The 18,793-nt window shown below is 59.1% G+C and carries 17 protein-coding genes; 8 read left to right on the top strand and 9 right to left on the bottom strand.

Annotation, left to right across the window (positions count from 1 at the left end):
* Positions 1-7: 7 nt before the first annotated feature.
* From ACR0IK_RS23220 to ACR0IK_RS23205, 4 genes are read left to right on the top strand one after another with little or no spacing between them, the layout of a single operon-like run.
* Complete coding sequence (locus ACR0IK_RS23220) at positions 8-928, top strand: branched-chain amino acid ABC transporter permease (RefSeq protein ID WP_480643504.1); 921 nt, start codon at positions 8-10, stop codon at positions 926-928.
* Positions 925-1,911 (top strand): branched-chain amino acid ABC transporter permease, encoded by a 987-nt coding sequence (locus tag ACR0IK_RS23215; RefSeq protein WP_480643503.1) that lies wholly within the window; start codon positions 925-927, stop codon positions 1,909-1,911. The genes ACR0IK_RS23220 and ACR0IK_RS23215 overlap by 4 nt, the downstream gene beginning before the upstream one ends.
* Positions 1,904-2,653, top strand: coding sequence for an ABC transporter ATP-binding protein (locus tag ACR0IK_RS23210; protein WP_480643502.1), 750 nt, complete (start codon positions 1,904-1,906; stop codon positions 2,651-2,653). Before ACR0IK_RS23215 ends, ACR0IK_RS23210 begins: the two co-directional genes overlap by 8 nt.
* Positions 2,650-3,336, top strand: coding sequence for an ABC transporter ATP-binding protein (locus tag ACR0IK_RS23205; protein WP_480643501.1), 687 nt, complete (start codon positions 2,650-2,652; stop codon positions 3,334-3,336). Before ACR0IK_RS23210 ends, ACR0IK_RS23205 begins: the two co-directional genes overlap by 4 nt.
* Positions 3,337-3,356: 20 nt before the next feature.
* Here ACR0IK_RS23205 and ACR0IK_RS23200 read toward each other — a convergent pair whose 3' ends face one another.
* The 7 genes from ACR0IK_RS23200 to ACR0IK_RS23170 all read right to left on the bottom strand — a co-directional run bounded on the left by ACR0IK_RS23200 (position 3,357) and on the right by ACR0IK_RS23170 (position 10,123).
* Positions 3,357-4,106 carry a porin family protein gene (locus ACR0IK_RS23200; RefSeq protein WP_480643500.1) on the bottom strand — a complete coding sequence of 250 codons (750 nt, stop codon included), beginning with the start codon at positions 4,104-4,106 and terminating at the stop codon, positions 3,357-3,359.
* Positions 4,107-4,154: 48 nt separating this feature from the next.
* Positions 4,155-5,399 (bottom strand): DUF3179 domain-containing (seleno)protein, encoded by a 1,245-nt coding sequence (locus ACR0IK_RS23195; RefSeq protein WP_480596640.1) that lies wholly within the window; start codon positions 5,397-5,399, stop codon positions 4,155-4,157.
* Between the two features lie 21 nt (positions 5,400-5,420).
* Complete coding sequence (locus ACR0IK_RS23190; protein ID WP_480596641.1) at positions 5,421-7,088, bottom strand: sulfatase-like hydrolase/transferase; 1,668 nt, start codon at positions 7,086-7,088, stop codon at positions 5,421-5,423.
* Positions 7,089-7,285: 197 nt separating this feature from the next.
* Positions 7,286-8,515 (bottom strand): serine/threonine transporter SstT, encoded by a 1,230-nt coding sequence (gene sstT / locus ACR0IK_RS23185; protein WP_480643499.1) that lies wholly within the window; start codon positions 8,513-8,515, stop codon positions 7,286-7,288.
* Positions 8,516-8,665: 150 nt separating this feature from the next.
* On the bottom strand, positions 8,666-9,184 hold the full coding sequence (locus tag ACR0IK_RS23180) for a hypothetical protein (RefSeq protein ID WP_480643498.1): 519 nt from the start codon (positions 9,182-9,184) through the stop codon (positions 8,666-8,668).
* A gap of 38 nt (positions 9,185-9,222) precedes the next feature.
* Complete coding sequence (locus tag ACR0IK_RS23175; protein WP_480643497.1) at positions 9,223-9,690, bottom strand: isochorismatase family protein; 468 nt, start codon at positions 9,688-9,690, stop codon at positions 9,223-9,225.
* Positions 9,691-9,709: 19 nt separating this feature from the next.
* Positions 9,710-10,123 (bottom strand): VOC family protein, encoded by a 414-nt coding sequence (locus tag ACR0IK_RS23170; RefSeq protein ID WP_480643495.1) that lies wholly within the window; start codon positions 10,121-10,123, stop codon positions 9,710-9,712.
* 181 nt (positions 10,124-10,304) lie between these two features.
* On the opposite strand from ACR0IK_RS23170, the gene ACR0IK_RS23165 reads away from it, so the two are divergent.
* The 4 genes from ACR0IK_RS23165 to ACR0IK_RS23150 all read left to right on the top strand — a co-directional run bounded on the left by ACR0IK_RS23165 (position 10,305) and on the right by ACR0IK_RS23150 (position 17,211).
* Positions 10,305-11,402, top strand: coding sequence for an efflux RND transporter periplasmic adaptor subunit (locus ACR0IK_RS23165; protein WP_480643494.1), 1,098 nt, complete (start codon positions 10,305-10,307; stop codon positions 11,400-11,402).
* Positions 11,403-11,409: 7 nt separating this feature from the next.
* Entirely contained in the window at positions 11,410-14,538 is a 3,129-nt protein-coding gene (locus tag ACR0IK_RS23160) for an efflux RND transporter permease subunit (RefSeq protein WP_480643493.1), read from the top strand.
* 69 nt (positions 14,539-14,607) lie between these two features.
* Entirely contained in the window at positions 14,608-16,413 is a 1,806-nt protein-coding gene (locus ACR0IK_RS23155; protein ID WP_480643516.1) for a BCCT family transporter, read from the top strand.
* Positions 16,414-16,773: 360 nt separating this feature from the next.
* Positions 16,774-17,211 carry a hypothetical protein gene (locus tag ACR0IK_RS23150; protein ID WP_480643492.1) on the top strand — a complete coding sequence of 146 codons (438 nt, stop codon included), beginning with the start codon at positions 16,774-16,776 and terminating at the stop codon, positions 17,209-17,211.
* A gap of 240 nt (positions 17,212-17,451) precedes the next feature.
* On the opposite strand, the gene ACR0IK_RS23145 is transcribed toward ACR0IK_RS23150, so the two are convergent.
* Positions 17,452-17,652: a hypothetical protein gene (locus ACR0IK_RS23145; RefSeq protein WP_480643490.1), complete on the bottom strand. Its 201-nt coding sequence runs from the start codon at positions 17,650-17,652 to the stop codon at positions 17,452-17,454.
* Positions 17,653-17,672: 20 nt separating this feature from the next.
* Positions 17,673-18,671: a helix-turn-helix domain-containing protein gene (locus tag ACR0IK_RS23140; protein ID WP_480643488.1), complete on the bottom strand. Its 999-nt coding sequence runs from the start codon at positions 18,669-18,671 to the stop codon at positions 17,673-17,675.
* Positions 18,672-18,793 lie beyond the last annotated feature (122 nt).

Below are 18,793 nucleotides of genomic sequence, written 5' to 3'. Positions count from 1 at the left end.
AGTTTCCATGTCCTCGATCCTGATTATCGAGCAGATCCTCAACGGGCTGCAGTTCGGCGTCATGCTGTTCCTGATGGCGGCTGGCCTGACGCTGATTTTCGGCGTGATGGGGCTGATTAATCTGGCCCATGGTTCACTTTACATGGTCGGGGCCTTTGCCGCCGCTGCCGTGGCGGGGGCCACAGGGTCTTTCCTGTTGGCGTTGGTTGCCGCACTGGCCGCGGCGGCGCTGGCCGGGGCGGTTGTCGAGATGGTGGTGATCCGGCGATTGTATAAAGCCCCACATTTGGATCAGGTGCTGGCAACATTTGCCCTGATCCTGATCTTTTCTGAAGGAACACGCTGGGTCTTTGGTTCCTTTCCGCTGTTTCTGGACATTCCCGATGCGCTGTCGGGGCCGGTTACGCTGCCAGGTGGGATCGAATACCCGCTGTATCGCCTGACCCTGATCGGCATCGGGCTGGCCGTCGCCGTGGGTCTTTGGGTGATGATCGAACGCACCCGGCTGGGCATCCAGATCCGCGCCGGAGAGAATGACCGCGAGATGATCGCGGCGCTGGGCGTCGATATCTCGAAGCTCTACACACTGGTCTTTGCGCTGGGCGCGGCCCTGGCCGGGCTGGCGGGCGCCTTGGTCGGCGCGATCCAGTCGGTGCAGGTAGGAATGGGCGAGCCGGTGCTGATCCTCGCATTCGTAGTCATCGTTATCGGCGGTATCGGCTCGGTGCGCGGCGCGTTCATCGGCGCGGTGCTGGTCGGTTTGACGGATACGCTGGGCGGAGTGTTCCTGCCCGAGATGTTCAAGCTGTTCATGGACAACGGTGCGGCGCAGAAGACCGGCTCGGCGCTGGCCTCAATGGGCATCTACGTGCTGATGGGGCTGGTGTTGGTCTGGCGGCCCACCGGCCTGTTCGGAGCACGCGTATGAGGTTGAACGAAAGGTACCTCAACGCGCTGGTAATCGCGGGTCTGCTGGTGTTGCCGCTTTGGGCGTTTTTGGCGGATCAACCGTTCACGATCACGCTGGTGACACGGGCGGTTATCCTTGCGCTGGCGGCGGTGGGGCTGAACATCGTCCTGGGGATCGGAGGTATGGTCAGTTTTGGCCACGCCGTCTTCTTCGGGATCGGAGGCTATGCGATGGGCATCCTCGCCTATCACGCGCAGACCTATACCGCGCTTGATCTGGGGCTGTTCACCACCGATGGCACCAAGTCCATGCCGGTGATCTGGCTTGTGGCCATGATCCTGTCGGCGCTGGTGGCGTTCTTCATCGGATTGCTGTCATTGCGGACGTCCGGCGTATATTTCATCATGATCACGCTCGCCTTTGGTCAGATGTTCTTCTACTTCGCGATTTCCTGGGCGCAGTACGGCGGTGAAGACGGGCTGTCGATCTATGTCCGCAACGGTTTTCCCGGCCTGAACACGCTGGTGCCGATCCAGTTTTACGCCGTCTGTTTCACGCTGCTCTGCGTGGTGCTGTTTCTGTTTGCGCGGTTGCAGGCCTCGCCCTTCGGTCTGGCGCTGAACGCTGCACGTCAGGCTTGGGTACGGGTTGAAACCGTGGGGTTGAACCCGATGCGGCTGAAGCTGTTGGCTTTTGTAATCTCGGGCGCGATCACCGGGTTGGCGGGGGCCCTGTTTGCGGATCTGAACCGCTTTGTCTCACCCTCGATGTTCAGCTGGCAACTGTCCGGAGAATTGATCGTGCTGATCATCATTGGCGGAGTAGGGCGACTGATGGGGCCGGTCATCGGGGCCTGTGTTTTTGTTGCGTTGGAGCATTTCCTCGGAGAACTCACCGATTTCTGGCATGTCTATCTGGGCGTCGCCCTGCTGTGCATCGTGCTGTTTGCCCGCGGCGGCCTTATCGGCCTGCTGACAGGGAAAGAAGGCGCGCATGTCTGATCCCGTTCTCGCCACGCTGAACCTGAACAAAAGCTTTGGGGCGCTCAAGGCGACTGACGACGTGTCCATTGATCTCAAGCCTGGAGAAATCCACGCCATCATCGGCCCGAACGGTGCAGGTAAGTCGACGTTGATTCAGCAGATATGCGGTGGATTGCAGCCGGATTCAGGGCAGGTTCTGCTCAACGGTCAGGATGTCTCGGGCTATTCCACACAGGCGCGCGCGCGGGCAGGTCTGGGACGAACGTTTCAGATTTCGCAACTGTGCATGGAAGATACCGTGCTGGAGAACGTGGTGCTGGGTGCGATGGGCGCGGAACGCATGGCGTGGCGTTTCTGGCGGCCCGCGCTAAAGCGACCCGAACTGCGCAACCGGGCCGAAGCTGCGCTGGAACGTGTCGGGCTGAGCGATGAACGCGACACACGCTGCGCCAATCTCAGCCACGGCCAACGGCGGCAGTTGGAGGTCGCGGTGGCCCTGACACTGTCGCCAAAAGCCTTCGTCATGGATGAGCCAATGGCGGGGCTTGGTGCCGAAGGTTCGAAACGCCTGACTGGGTTTCTGGATGGATTGAAGCAGGAAGCGCCCATTCTGCTGGTGGAACACGATATGGACGCGGTTTTCGCGCTGGCCGACCGGGTCAGCGTTCTGGTTTATGGCAAGGTCATCGCCACCGGTACGGCTGATGAAATCCGAACCAGCCCCGAGGTGCGCGACGCCTATCTGGGGGATGAAGCATGACCCTGTTGCGGCTTGAAAACCTTACCGCCAGTTACGGCGACAGTCAGGCGCTGTTCGGTGTTGATCTGCAGATGGCGCAGGGCGAAGTGACTGCTCTGATGGGGCGCAACGGGATGGGCAAGACAACGACGGTGAAGGCTATTTGCCGGATGATCCGCTCGGAGGGGACGTTGAAACTGGACGGTCAGGACCTGCACGTGCTGCCCAGCCATAAGGTCGCCCGCAAAGGGGTGGGGCTGGTGCCCGAGGGCCGACGCTGTTTTGCCGATCTCACCGTGCGCGAAAACCTGATCGCGGCGGCACGTCCCGGCGACTGGACCCTGCGCCGCGTGACCGAACTGTTCCCGCGGCTGGGAGAGCGGAAGGGCCAGCGCGCCGCTTCACTGTCGGGCGGCGAACAGCAGATGCTGGCGATTGGCCGGGCGCTGATGACCAACCCGCGCTTATTGATATTGGACGAGGCCACCGAGGGCCTTGCCCCGATCGTCCGGCGGGAGATCTGGACGGCTCTGCAGCGTTTGCGGCAAGAGACGAATGTGGCGATCCTGCTGATCGACAAATCTCTGAAGGAACTGGCGGCAGTGTCTGACCGCGCGGTCATTCTTGAACGGGGCTGTACAGTCTGGTCCGGTGCTATGGTGGAACTGACCCCAGAAATCTCCGAGAAATACGTGGGCGTCTGAAGGCGTTGGCCGTGTGAGGTCTAGAACCTGTAGGTGGCGCCAAGCAAAGGCCCGGATTGATCGAATGTGTAGTCGTTGCCGTTAATGTCGTGGTCGAATGAGATATAGCGATATCCACCGCGCAGCAGCCACCTGTCGTTGATCGCGTAGTCGGCCGTCAGCAGAACCGACCAGGTCTGGCTGCCGCTGCGGAACCCTCCGTAATCCACATAGGCCGTGCTGGTCCATGAATCGGACAGGGTAAACCGGGCGCGAATGCCCACCACCGGGTCGAACCAGCTGGCGTCGGCAGAGGTGGATTGCGAGGGCGCTGCACCCGGGGTCAGGGTGAATTCAGTATCGGTGCTGTACCATCTGAAACCACCCGCCAGATCAACCTTTACGGAAGGATCGTTGCGCACCCGGTAACCCAGCAACGCGGTCAGAAACTGCGTTTTGACCGAAGTTTCCAATTCAGAACCCGCCGGTCCGGGCGCGGTATTGCCGAAGGACAGGTTGGTATAGTTGTAATCGGCCAACACACTCCATTGACCGTTTGTTGCCGCCAGCGCGCCCATGAAGGCAAAGTCCAGATTCTCCAGCGCATCGGAAAAGCTGAGTGTTCCGTCAAGCGTGCCCGAGGGGGTCGCAATGCTGGTCTCGGTCTCAGGCATAAACAGGTAGATCGTGGCTTCGTATGACCAATCGGATTGCTGCGCCGAGGCCATCGTTGCCGCCGAGGCGAGCACGGCCGCCGCCGCGCAGCCGTTCAATTTATGTTTTAGTGTCATTCCGTCCCTCCTTTTTTGGTATCGCCCGTTTTGCCGGGTCGCGCGGGGTCACGCCGCCACGGTATCAGGTGTTTCCGCGCGCGTGCCCACGCGATTGATGTCGGTTTCCGGAAAAAACTCGGACCAGACATGCCAGAAGACGCCGGCGCGCAGGGTCTCGACCCGTTGCAGCTTGCCCTGATCGGACATGCCCCAGAAATCGCAGCGGGTGACGGGATTGCCACTGTCATTGTACCAGACCCCCAGGCTTTCGTATTTCGGGTCCAGGCTGATAACGACATCGCGCCCGCCGACGCTTGCGTTGACGATCCAGTTGTTGTCCACGACGAAATCGTCCGTCCAGCAGGCGGCATCCTTGCCGATGGTGATCCCCCATACATGGGTCTTGTTCGGCAACCGGTCGTCCGAGCGGTCCATGTTGTCCATCACCGGCGCGTCTTCTTGATGCTGGCGGCTGATGCCCCAGCCAAAGGTGATCTCTGTCACCATGTCGAGCAGCCGTAACAGAGGGTTGGGGGAGGGTTTGTTCAGAAATACCTCGCCATCAGGAAATGCCTTTTGGAACCCGCGGAACGTCATCCGGTATGTTGGCCAGGGTTTCATCTGGGCCTCGGGACGTACGGGGCAGGCGGGGCCATCGGCATTCGGGTCGCGGTCGGCCTCGCGGAAGCCATAGATGTGCTGAATCGGCTCGCCGGTTTCATTGTCGCGCAGGATCAGGTTATTGCCATGCTGGGCCAGGACCTCAAGATCCAACCGCTTGCCTTCGACCCGGGGGGCGTAGCCCTGCCCGAGATTGGCCATCGCGCAATAGGTCATGACCACATCTTCGCCGCTCAGCCCGTCCACATCGCCCGCCAGATGCGGTCGCATGATCTGGGCGTCGGGGTGCGCGCGGGCGTGGCCGTTGTTCTCGATTACGATGACCGGCGCGGTGGGGCCGACATGTTTCTGTGCCTCGCTGATGGGAAAGAAGGCCGCGTCATTCATCTGATTGCGCAGACCCAAATGCACCCAGACATAGGGAAACCCGTAAAGAAACAGCACCAACAGCGCAGAGACAATCCACAGCCAGAGCGGCCCGCCACCCAGAATGAAATGCGCCAGAGTCGCGACGGCAAACGCGCCCAACCCGATGCTGATCAGTCGGTATTCGTGCCGGATGAAACGTACCATGTTCTGGCGTTTCACCTTCAGCAACATCTGCGAGATGTCACCCAGATCACGGAAATAGACAAACCCGACCCCAAGCGAGACGATCAAGCCAAGAACGAAGAGAATACTGCCTGCCATGTGCACCTCCTGATCCGGATTCTATTGCTGCGGTGAGGCGCGTTTGGTCATGAACGCTTCGACCGCCTGTTGCGTTTCGGGGCGGATGTTCTCGATCCCCTCATAAGGCACGCCATAGGCGGGCGTGGTGTCGGGAAATTTCTCTTTCCGCGCCATGTGACGCCCGAGGATGCGCACGAATTCCTGCCCGCCCCACGCACCGACTTCGGTGGACACCGAGTACTCCTCGCGCGTGTCGCGATAGAGGTCGAAGAACTTGGCGGCGATAGCGTTCTGTCCCGCAGCGGGTAGTTTCAGCTTCAACTGGTCCTTCACGATCGCTTCGGGTTTGGCGATGGAGTAGACGATCACGTGATCGCGCCGCGCCTTGGATTCATCGGCAAACAGCAGGGCGGCGGATTGATCCACGCCGTCGACCAGCCGGTCGCGCGGGATGTATTGATCCGCCCCGGCAAAGCGCGACAGGGTCGTATACAGGTCCGAGACGTGGATGATGCTGTTCAGCAGCCCGTCGGCCTCGATCATTCCGGGCCAGCGGATAAAGGCATCCACGCGGACGCCGCCCTCGGTCGTGTCGCCTTTGCCCCCCGCATAGATCAGCGGAGTAAACCCGGATTGCGGCGCGTATTTGGTGAAATGTCCGTTGTCGCCCATCACCACGACCACGGTGTTTTCCGCTAGCCCCAGCTCATCCATTCGCGCGAACAGATCGCCCAGCCATTGGTCCAGCAGCTGCATCTTGTCCACATAGAGACCACCATTGGCGCTTTCCGGCCCGTCCCGCCCGGCGCGCGTGTTGTCCAGCGGGATCATCGGCCAGTATTGCAGGAAGAACGGCGCGTCGCCGCTGGCGAGGCGTTCCAGTTCCTCCAGCGTCTTGTCCTGAAAGGCCTGGTTCATCTCGTCATATTTGGCAGCATTCCAGCGCTCGCCGGCTTCCATACGAATCTCGCGGATCGGGCCGCCGGTTTCGCCCTCGATCACGGTCATCATCGCCGCAGAGTCCGGTCGGAACCAGCCGTCCAGAGTGTATTTGTCGTCATAATCCCGGATCGCGACCGTGACCTGTTCCTTGATCGCATCGTCGTTGAAGATGGTCAGCTGACCCTGCTGGTGAATCGCGTGCTGGGCATAGTCAAAGCCCTGATTCATGGCCCAGCTTTCGGCAATGTCGCCCATGTGCCATTTGCCTACATGACTAGTGGCGTATCCGGCCTGTTTCAGTACCTCGGCCAGCGTCACTTCATTCCCCGGCAGGCCAAAGCCTGCAATATCGACGGTGGTGTCCCCCATACCCATCCGCACCGGCAGCCGCCCGGTCATCTGCGCCACACGAGTCGGCGTGCAGGACGGTTCGGTATACATCCGAACCATCCGCATGGCCTGGTCCGAGAAATCATTGATGTTCGGCGTCGCATAGCCCCGTACGGCGTTAAGTTCGGGAATGCCCATGTCGCCGAACCCCATATCGTCAATCAATACGCTGACGATGTTCGGAGGCTTTCCCCCGTTGCTGTCGCGAAACGCGGCCAAAGCCTCATCCACGGCAGTGTCATCCTGCGCCCATTGCTCACCGTGTTGGGCCTGAAGAATGTAAAACTCCGCATCGTGCTGAATGGGGTTTTCCTGTGCCAGGGCCGGTGCAGCGGCAAGACCCGTCGAAAGCGCAATGAGCCAACTTAGATTCACTTCATGTTCCCTCCCCTTGTCAGACGCGCCCTGCCGCCAACACCGCACGGCGATCTTACATTGAAACATTACGATGTTTGCGCGGAAATTTCTACGGGCCTGCATCTTTGCCGGTTTCAAAACACGTTGTGGGTCAGCGCAGGGCCCACAACCGCGCAGCTAGTGCAAGCGGTTGTGGGAAGGTGGAGAGGGGTCGCCTATGCGGCGACCTCCTCCATCGGCAGTTTGTGGGGGCTCGGGTCGCCGCGCTTGTACGATCCGGCTGCAGTGAACAGCACGTCGGTGGACGAGTTCAGCCCGGTTTCCGCGGAATCCTGCAGGACGCCGATGATAAAGCCGATGCTGACCACCTGCATGGCGGTTGCGTTGTCGATGCCGAACAGGCTGGCCGCCATCGGGATCAGCAACAGCGACCCGCCGGCCACACCCGAGGCTCCGGTGGCGGCAATCGATGCGATGACGCTCACGAACAGGGCTGACAGGAAATCGACCTGAATGCCCATGGTGTGCACGGTCGCCAGTGTCATCACCGTGATGGTGATCGCGGCACCGGCCATGTTGATCGTGGCGCCGATGGGGATGGTGACCGAATAGGTCTCCTCGTCCAGGTTCATGCGGCGGCACAGTTCCATGTTGACCGGAATGTTGGCGGCCGAACTGCGCATGAAAAACGCGGTGATGCCGGATTCCCTGAGGCAGGTGAAGACCAGCGGATAGGGGTTCTTGCGGATGCGCAGGAACACAATCAGCGGGTTAACGACCAGCGCCATGAAGACCATACAGCCGATCAGAACCAACAGCAGGTGACCATAGCTGGCAAGCGTTTCAAAGCCGGTCTCGGCAATGGTTGAGGCCACGATGCCAAAGATACCGATGGGCGCGATACGGATGATAACAGAAACGATCTTGGTGATAGCACCGTCCAGATCCGACATCAGCGTTTTGGTCGAGTCGCTGGCGTGCCGGAAGACCAGCCCAAGGCCAACAGCCCAGGCGAGAATGCCGATATAATTGGCCTGTGCCAGCGCGTTCACCGGGTTGTCCACGATCTTCAGAAGGATGTTTTTCACCACCTCGGCCAGACCGTCCGGGGCGTCCATCAACTCCGGAGTGCCGGTCAAATGCAGAGTGACCGGGAACGTGAAACTGGCCACGACCGCAACCAGCGCAGCTGCAAAAGTACCAAGGATGTACAGCAGAACCACAGGCCCCATGCGGGCTTGACTGTCTTTCTTGTGGTTGGTGATTGCGGCGCAGACCAGGATCAGAACCAGCACCGGCGCGACGGCCTTCAGCGCGTCTACAAAGAAGTCACCCAGCAGACCGACGGCTGAACCGGCGGCAGGCCAGAGGGCGGCGAGAAGGGTACCGGTCACAAGGCCGATGATGATTTGAGTAACCAGGCTACCACGTAGAATTAAATCCATCGGGACCATCCTGTTTGACTGGGGGCCTGCCGGGGAACTGAAGCCTCCCAATCAGGCACGATTAAGTTGCAAGATTGGGCGCTATATGGGCACTTTGGATCCAATTTGAACATCTGGACTTAACAAATAAGTCCAGATGGGGGTTTTAGCCTAGCGCTCTGCCGTCTCGCACGGTCTGACTTTGGGGGTAACCGTGGACACCCGTTTCAGGCTCCACGTGCAGGTTTGAACAGTCAGGCCAGGAAGGTTTGGCACCTGATCCGAGGCCCAAACGCTGGTGACCGAAAAACTGAAAGGTGTATCCGTGGCGGCGGGGAACAGCCGGGCGAGTTCCTTCGAGGGAAACGTACCGCCGCAAGACTCGAAATACCCGCTGACCAAACTGCCATCAGGTGCCAGAGCAACCGAACCGGTATAGAGTGAATACTCCGCCCCGAGCTCTTGTTTGTCGGTATAAAGCAGGTCGATCGAGATGCGATCCCCGTCTTGAACAATTCCGGCGCGCATCGGGTCGGACCAGCTTGACGGCACTCCGCCGGTGGTGCTGTCGCAGGCGTAGAGGCCTTCATACTGGCCAGTCAGTGAAAAGCTATCTGCATGTGCTGGTGAAAAACTACCGGCCACAACAAGGGCGATGGCCGTTACTTCATGAATGTATTTCGAGGTCATTATGGGCTTCCTCTCCTATGCGGACAGGGATTGCGCCGTCACAGAATATCCGAGTGCTTCTCAATCACCTGGCCAAAATGATGCCGCCAGAGGTCCACGCCCAGCGTACCGCTGCGATCCAGCGAAGACCCGACGACCGTATCCGAAACTATGGTCGGTAGCAGGCCCGCGTCAAACAGGGTGAATCCTGCGGCGAGAACACAGGTGTCGGCCTGAATACCGCAGACCAGAACGCGGTCGACCTTCCAGTTGTGAAACTGGTCGATCACCTCTGGCGGCGGGCCGTAGCCGTATTTCAGGATGGTACGATCCGCCCGAACAAGGCTGTCATCGACCGAACGGGGTTTCCATCCGAGTTGCCGGAAGAAGGGTACTTTTGCCTCGTCATTGCGTTCGACCGTGGCGATGGACGGGAAATGCGACGCCAACAACTGGCTACGCTCGACCAGCCAATCCGGCGGGTCAAAGCTGGGTTGAACATCGACGATCAGTACGGCCTGTTTCAATGCGTGCCTCCGACGTTACTTACACCGCCTGATGGACCTCGATGATATTGCCTTCGGGGTCGTGAAAGAAAAGCTGATGCCATTCTTTCGCGAAGGCGGTGCCATAATCCGAATAGGGGATGCCGTTATCGTCCAGCTGTTTCTTGAACGCCTCGATATTGTCGGTGCGAAAGGCGATATGGCCACGCTCGACCGGGTTGATCGCCTCGCCATGTTTAAACGCGACGTCGAGGTTTCTTTCAGCCAGGTGCATCTGCATCCCGCCATCGGTCGCAAACCGGATCTTGCCGCTGTAGCCCTTGTCTTCGGTTGCATCGGGGCGGGGGAAATTCTCGATCGGGATATCGTCCAGCCCAAGGACCTGCGTGTAGAACCGGTGCAACCGGTCGACATCATCGGACACAAAGTTGATGTGGTGGAATTCGAGTTTCATGCAGGCCGGGCCTTTTGGTTGGTGCGCGGTGCCAGAAAATCCCAAGAACGGGGGGCTGGCAAGCCCTGCGTCAAAGGGATTGATATGGTTGAGAAATGCGCAGGTGAATGAGCCCAGAAAACCGTTGCGCCAATGCGGGGATGTGGGGATAGTTAAGGAATTACAAACTCCCGAGGGTCTCATGAAACCTTCTGCTCTGTTTGTTTGCGCATTGATCCCCCTGTTTCTGCCGAACCCGGCAGCGGCCCAGGCTGACGCGCCGCCCAGCGTGATGGTCGCGTTGGTGACGATGGAAAACCTGCAGAAACAGGACCGGTTCGTTGGTCGGGTTGTAGCGGATCAAAGCGTGGACCTGCAGGCCCGGGTCGAAGGGTTTCTGGAAAAGGTCAACTTTACCGAAGGTGGAACGGTTGCCAGAGGGGATGTGCTGTTTCGGATCGAACAGAAGAAGTACGCTGCCAGCATGGACAGCGCTCAGGCTGCACTGAAAAGCGCGCAGGCCAGCGCGCGGTTGGACAAAGCAGCGTTAGACCGTCAGCAGGAGTTGTTCGACAAGGGTGATATTCCGCAGGCTGTTCTGGATACGGCCTTGGCGACCTATGCTGCGAGTCAGGCGGCAGTGGATGAAGCACAAGCCGATTTGAAGATTGCCCAGATTGATCTGGACTATACAGAAATCCTCAGCCCGCTTGACGGACGTATCGGGTTGTCGGCAGTGGATGCGGGTAATCTGGTCAGCTCGGATACCGGCGTTCTGGCAACCGTCACCAGCGTTGATCCGATACTGGTCAGCTTTTACGTCAGCGAACCGGTTCTGCTGCAAGAACGCCGCAAAGGGCGGATCACGCCGGGTGACATCAAGCTGACCACGGACATCGAACTGGCCGACGGCGAGACCTATCCCACCCCGGGCAAGGTGATCTTTGTCGGCGACAGCGTCAGTCAGGACACCGACACGATCGAACTGCGCGCCAGCTTCGCCAACCCTGATGGGGTGCTGATCCCCGGCCAGTTTGTGACCGTCAGCCTGACCGGGTCCGAAGACCCCAAGGTGCTGACCGTGCCGCGCAACGCGGTGCAGTTCGATAAACAGGGATATTTCGTTTTCTCGGTCGATGGGGACAGCAAGGTTCACCGGCAGAATATTGAGATTGGCACCCAGACCGCGACCCGTACGCAAGTCACATCCGGGTTGTCCGAGGGCGACCGCGTGGTGGTGCAGGGGCTTCAAAAAATACATGACGGGCTGGTCGTGAAAGCGGTCGACAGTCAGGGGTAGGGCCGGTTTGATCGCGCACTACTTCATCAACAGGCCACATTTCGCAACTGTCATTGCGATCCTGTTGGTTCTGTTCGGTGCGGTCTGCGTGCGCCTGATCCCGATCACTGAATATCCCCATATCACGCCGCCGCAGATTTACGTTGATACCTCGTACCCGGGGGCGGACGCACAAGTCATTCTGGAATCCGTTGCCACCCCCATCGAAGAGCGCGTGAACGGCATTCCGGGCATGTTGTCCTTATCCTCCAAAAGCTCGAATGACGGCACTTATATGCTGAACGTGTCGTTCGAGCTGGGCACTGATCCGGATGTGGCTGCGGTTGAGGTGCAGAACCGCATCGCGTTGGCCAGTTCCGAATTGCCCTCGGCGGTGTTGCAGCAGGGGGTCGAGGTGACCAAACGGTCGGGTAATATGATCGTGGTAATCAACCTGACCTCGCCCGACGGTTCGCGGGACGAACTGTTCCTTAGCAATTTTGCCGCCGATTTTCTGCATGACCCATTGCAGAGGTTGCCGGGGGTCGGAACGGTCTCGCAATTCGGCCAGCTGGAATACAGCATGCGGGTCTGGATCAATCCGGTTCGCATGGCGGCGCTGAACATCACCGCAGCCGAGGTGGCGGACGCGATCAAGGACCAGAATGTCATCGCCGCCGCCGGGCAGGTCGGGGCACCTCCGTTTGCGGAAGGGCAGACCGACTTTCAGTTCAAATTGCGAGCTGAAGGGCTGTTGCGCGATGCCGATGAATTCGGACGGATCATTGTCGCCTCGGATCCCAACGGGTCGGTCACTCGGTTGGAAGATATTGCGCGAATTGAACTTGGCGCGGCGACCTATTCCGGCTCGACCAAGCTGAACGGCAAGGACTCGGCCACTGTAGCGGTCTATCAGGAAAGCACCGCAAACGCGCTTGAGATTTCTGACAATCTGCGCGTGCTGATGAAGGAGCTGTCGGCGAAGTTCCCCGAAGGTGTCTCATATGAGATCACATATGATGTAACTGACGCAGTGCGTGTTTCGATCCGCGATATCATGACGACACTGGCCCTGACAGCGGGGCTGGTGATTGGCGTAACCTTCCTGTTCCTGGCCAGCCTTCGTGCTACCATCGTGCCGGCTATCTCCATTCCAGTATCGCTGCTGGGCGCGGTGGCGCTGATCTATGCCATCGGGTTCAGCGCCAACATGATCACCCTGTTTGCTTTGGTGCTGGCCATTACGTTGGTGGTGGATGATGCAATCATCATTATCGAGAACGCCGAACGTATATTGCGCGACGAAGGGTTGGACCCGCGCGAGGCAACGCTAAAGGCAATGTCGCAGGTCAACCGTCCAATCATCGCCACGACCTTTGTATTGGCGGCGGTGTTCGTACCGGTCTGTTTTTTTCCTGGCGTGACGGGCACTATTTATTTCCAATTCGCTCTGACGATCATCTTTGCCTTTGTCCTGTCTGCCGTGAACGCTTTGACTCTTGCGCCAGTGCTCTGCGCCATGATGCTGAGGACTGAAAGCAAACCTAAAGGTCCGTTAGCCGTCGTTCCGACGGTGATCGTCTGGCTGCGGCGCCAATATCTGCGCCTCGTGTCGTTGATGCTGCGGTACATGGCGGTGTCGCTGCTGGTGTTTACCGGGGCTGTGGGACTGACAGTGTACCTGTTCAACACAGTCCCGACCGGCCTGATCCCGCAGGAGGATAACGGCGTTCTGATGGCGTCGATGGAGCTTCCGGATGGCGCCTCGCTGCAACGTACGCAGGCGTTTATGGACAAGGCGGGTGCGCTAATCGAACAAACGCCGGGGGTTGAATCCGTCACCGTCGTATCCGGCCATTCCATGCTGGCCGGGGGGCGCCCGAACGCGGGCATGGTCATCGTTAAGCTGACACCATGGGATCAGCGCACCAGTCCCGATCTGCAATGGCATGCCATCATGCACAGCCTTGAGCGCAAACTGGCGGCGCTGCCCGAAGGGGTTTCTTACGTCTTTCCGTTCCCGACCATTCACGGGCTTGGCTCGACCGGTGGGATTTCGGTCGAACTGCTGGACCTGGGAAATGGGGACGGCGCGCATCTGGACGCGGTGATGAACGGCTTTGTCACCGCCCTGAACGCCGCACCAGAATTTTCCCGCGCGCATGGCAGTTTCTCGGCTCAGAGCCCGCAATTCAAACTGTCCATCGACCGTGACAGGGCCGAAACTCTGGGCGTCAGCGTGGCCGATATCTTCACCGCGCTGCAGGCCAATCTCAGTTCGTATTTCGTGGATAACTTCATCCTGAATGAACGTGTCTATTGGGTGGTGATCTCCGCTGACGCCGAATTCCGCCAGACGCTGGACGATGTGGATAACATCTATGTCAAAAACAGCGCCGGAGAGTCTCTGCCCGTGCGCAATTTCGTCAGCAATGAACCGGTCCTCGCGCCGGATACGGTGCCACGCTACAACCTGTTCACAGCGGCTTCGGTCAGCGCGCAACTGGTGGATGGGGTCAGTTCCGGCGATGGCATCGTCGCGATGCAGACGATTGCCGAAGAAACCCTGCCCGAAGGGTTCCGGATCGACTGGTCGGGCGTCACCCAGCAAGAGGTGAAGGCGAAGGGGCTGGTGCCCTACATCATGCTGTCAGCGCTGGTGCTGGCCTATCTGTTCCTTGTGGTTTTGTATGAAAGCTGGGTGCTGCCGCTGTCGATCATCACCTCCGCGATCTTCGCGCTGTTTGGGGCACTGATCCCGCTGGCGCTGCTGCCTTTCCTGACCAGTAATATCTTTGCTCAGGTCGGGATGGTGCTGCTGATTGGCTTAGCGGCAAAAAAGGCGATCATGGTGGTCGAGTTTGCCAACCAGCAACGCGAGAGCGGTGTCAGCATCCGCGATGCAGCTCTGAAGGCGGCGGAAATCCGGTTCCGGCCGGTCACCATGACGGGCCTGTGTTTCATCGTGGGCGTTCTGCCCCTTGTCCTGTCCAGCGGGGCAGGGGCGGCGGCGCGGGTCTCGGTGGGCTATCCGGTTCTGTTCGGTATGATCCTCGACAGCACGCTGGGTCTATTGATGATCCCGGTGCTCTACGCGGCGTTCCAGAGCTTGCGGGAATGGCTAATCAGCTTGGGACGTGTCCACCGCAAGATCTGAAAATTGTTGCAGTCTTTCAGGGTTTGCCGGATGCTGAGCGGCACCGGAACCGAGGCGGGCCCAAGCAACATGTCGCTGCAAGACCCCTTTACGGACCTGAAAATCGAACGGCAGGACAGCGGGTTCTACAAGGGCTACAACCTGCCGATCGCGCTGGTCAGCAAGATCGTTGTGTCGCTGTTGGTACTTTGGGCGTTGGTCTGGCCGCTGAGCGCAAACGATACGCTGCGGTCATGGAAATCGGGCCTGTTGAGCGAGTTCAACATTTTCTACGATTTCTCGGTTGCGCTGTTTGCCTTCTTTCTGATCGTCATAGCGATCATCCCGGCAACCGGTCGAATGCGGTTGGGTGCTGAGCGGGAACGGCCGGAATTCTCCAACTTCTCATGGTTTTCGATGATGTTCGGGGCGGGGCTGGGTGTCGGTCTGATGGTCTATGCTACCGCCGAACCGCTGGGTCTGTGGGAGACCAATCCTCTGACCGTCGCGGGTGAGGTCGAGGCCAAAAGCCAAGAGGCAATCAAGGGGGCCTACCGATACACCTTCCTGCATACCGGGTTTCACGCCTGGGCCATCTATGTGGTTACAGGGCTGAGCCTTGCCTATTACGCCTATACCCGTGATATGCCGCTGACGATCCGGACCGCACTGACACCGCTGCTGGGGGAATTTTCCAATGGTGTCGCGGGTCATGTGATCGACATTCTGGGAGTCGTAGCCACAATCCTCGGGGTGGCAGTGACCATCGGATACGGGGTGTCGCAATTGGTGGACGGAGCGTTTCTGATCACAAGCGCGGAATGGCTGATGGACGGGGTGATGAAGCCCTCGACCGCTGGTCTGATCCTGGCGCTGGCAACCGTGATGTTGATGTCGACACTGTCGGCGGTTTCGGGCGTCGGACGCGGGGTAAAGTACTTGTCGAATCTCAATCTGATCCTGTCGCTGATCCTGCTGGCGGTATTTGTCATATTCGGTTCGTTTGCCTTTGCCATGACGACCTTTGGGCGGGCGCTGGTGGACTACATCATCCACTTTATCCCGCTCAGTCTGCAAGCCTATGGCCCGATGTCCGAGGCCGAGTTTGCCTCGGCCCTGCCCCCCGAAGCTGCCCCTTTTGCGGGTGAGCTGTTTCCCGGCGCGACCGATGCCTGGGGCACCCGCGACAGTTTTCTGGCCGGGTTGAGTGGCGAAGCAGCCGCCCTGTCCGATACCACGATACACGCGGCTTATGCGACCGGAACACCGGGGCGTTTATTCGGATGGCAATCGGGCTGGACGACGTTCTACTGGGCGTGGTGGATCGCCTTTTCCCCGTTTGTCGGCCTGTTTCTTGCCCGTATCTCACGCGGACGCACTGTGCGAGAGTTCATCCTGGGTGCGGTGATCGCGCCGTCGCTGGTGTGTTTCGCCTGGATGACCATTCTGGGCGGTTCGGCCATTGATCTGGAACTGAACGGAGACGCCAATGGTGCGATCCTGTCGGCTTCGACCACGGCCACTTTGTTTGTGACCCTTAGCCAGATGATTTCGGGTCATATGCTGGTGATCGTGAGCTTCATGTGCGTGGTGCTGACGATGACCTTTCTGGTCACCTCGGCGGATTCCGGAATATTGGTGATGAACACGATCATGTCCGGCGGAGCCGAGGAAACCGGAGTCGTGCATCGCATCCTTTGGGGCGGCCTGCTGACGCTGGTGATCGGGACGCTGCTGATTGCTGGCGGTGGCGGGCTTGAGGCGCTGACCAATTCGATGATCATCGGCGCGCTGCCCTTCAGCGTTGTCCTGCTGCTGATGTGTGTCGCGCTGGGCAAGGCCATGATCAACGATCTGCGGCGCGCGCGCTATGATGAAAACCCCACCGAACGTTAAGCCCGTTAGAGCTTTCCTTGATCTCTCCGTCGGCGCGCGCTTCATGAAGCTTGCGAAACTTTGCATGTACTGTCCCGTGAGGGGCAAAGGATTGAAGGTCTTTGGCATCCCCGGTGAAACGTAGGAAAGGGGCGCGTCATGGCTGACGTTCAAGGTTACGCACCACTTTTTGAGCCCATCGGCCTGGAGCCCGCTACTGCAAAAAACCCGGTTCGACCGCGTGCTCAATTGCACCGGTCTGGACCATCTGCGCCTTCGGCCAGGGGCCGCCCGGCGCTCCGGTGAGGCCGGGTTTCCTATCATCTATGTGTATGCTGGTCACGGCTTGCCTCTATTCCGGGCGGGTTTCACAGGTTAAAATTGCGGCGATCGTGCGGGCAAGGAAGTCATCCACGGCACGGCCCAAAACGTGTATTTCGCAACTCCAGCACTGCCGTCACAACCTTTGTCGGGCGCACCAAATCCTACCGCCCGTCCACGCCGTGCGATACCCACGATTTCACTTGGCTGGTCGATTGGCTGGACAACATCCACGTGCTGGGGGCTACCGTTTTGGTTACATATGACTTCACCCCTGACATGAACTCGGAGTTTGTCTACCCTCAGCTCATTGACCGCGAACGCACAGAAATATGGGAAAACGCGGGCAAGGTTGATCTGCTGCAGCGTGCTCAGGACAAGGCCCAGGCCATTCTGGGCGCGTATTTCCCCAACTGTTTCAAGGTCGAGGACACCCGGGTGCGTGATGAGTTCCCCATCCTTCTGGACGCTGAAGACATGCGGAGCACCCGGAGTTGAGGCGTGGATGCGGCGGCAAACCCCGAACCTATCCATCTCGGCCAGGCTGATATCCGGAACGATCATGTTCGGTCCTTTGCGGGCGGCTTGGGGCTTCGCGCATTAGCCGACACTCGCGGTGGTCACCTGACGTCCCGCGCGTTCTGGCGCCAAACTTAACGGCTCAAGCAGGTGGAGGCATCAACAACCAACAGGACTCACATTGCGCTTTGTTTCGTGTGTTTGCTGCGGGATAGCTATTCAAGCGCGCAGCGCCACCCGCTCCGAAATCGATTTTGCCGCAGTATGTCCAAGGCTGCTCAAATACTGCCGGTCCATCGGGATTGCGTTGTCCGACTCCGCCGCACGCAACAGTGTATCAGTTGCGATCAAAGCCGCGAAGTCGATGAACGCGCGGCCTGCAGGTAATCCGCACCAGTGGTGCAGATTTCGCGCAGACATACAGAAAACCGGCTTTTGCCTCAGATTGGGCGGCGGCGATCCGGGAAACCTCCGGCAAAACGGCGGTTTCGGACATCTCCGGTGGACATGTTGTAGTGCGCCCGAAACGCGCGTCCTAACGCGGCAGCGGAGGAGAATCCTGTTGCCGTGGCAATCTCTGTCTGTGGCATGTTGGTGTGTCGCAGCAGGCTGTCGGCTCGTTCCAACCGAAGCTCTCGGTAAGTTGTCAGAAGCTTGACGTCTGTCTTGCCGAGAAACCGCCTCTGCAACTGACGGGTAGAAGCGCCTACAACCTGAGACAGATCGGAGATTTTCAGCGGATCTTCCACGTTATTCAACATTGTCCCGATCACCTGCCGTACCATCGGATCGGCTCCGGACCGTTGGATCAGGCGGGTGGCAAGCTGGCTGGAGTAACCGCGTTCCGGCTCGGTCAGGCCGATATAGCCGCGCAGGATTTCGGCCAGATGCTCACCGTGATCCAGGGCCACGCACTCTGACAACAGCCGGAGTGCGCCCAGCTTGGTTGCGGCGCTGTGCACGCGGTTGTCAGGTGACCTGTGTGTGTTCTCGTGGCAGTCAGCAAGCCCGATTTCCTGTGCCGCAGCGGCAAAGTTCGGGTGGATGGAAGCGATTGTTTCATCGACCCGCCCAGTTTGTGCCAACAGCAGCACTGCTCCGCCGACCAGTATCGATCGCGACGCCAGGCTCAATACCTGCGAAATCCGGGTTTTGTCTGCGATTTCGCAAGGCCATGCTTTGTAAATGTCGCCCCAGAAAATTGCCGTACGACCTGCCCAATAAAGTGGGTCGCCCGCAGAGCCGGTCGCGGCACATCGGAAATTCACGACATAGATGTGATCTTCGACCAGATCGTTCAAAGCCTGAAAGAACTCGGCAACCATTTCGACCGACGCTTTTGCGTGGGGATCAATCAGGAAAACGTCGATGTACTGTGTTCTTTGAGACCCTCGATTGGCCGGCCGTGTGTGGTCGTTTCCGAGGACATAGTGTTTCATCGTTCCTCCACCTGCCATTCGTGGGGTCGACCCCCCGCCATTTTGGCGGGGGGATCTGATTTTTATTCTGCGGCGTCTTGGTATGCGTCCATTGGGGGGCATGTGCAGACGAGGTTTCGGTC

The organism is Ruegeria sp. BF7 (assembly GCF_056538605.1).
This window is presented reverse-complemented; position numbering and strand designations above follow the sequence as displayed.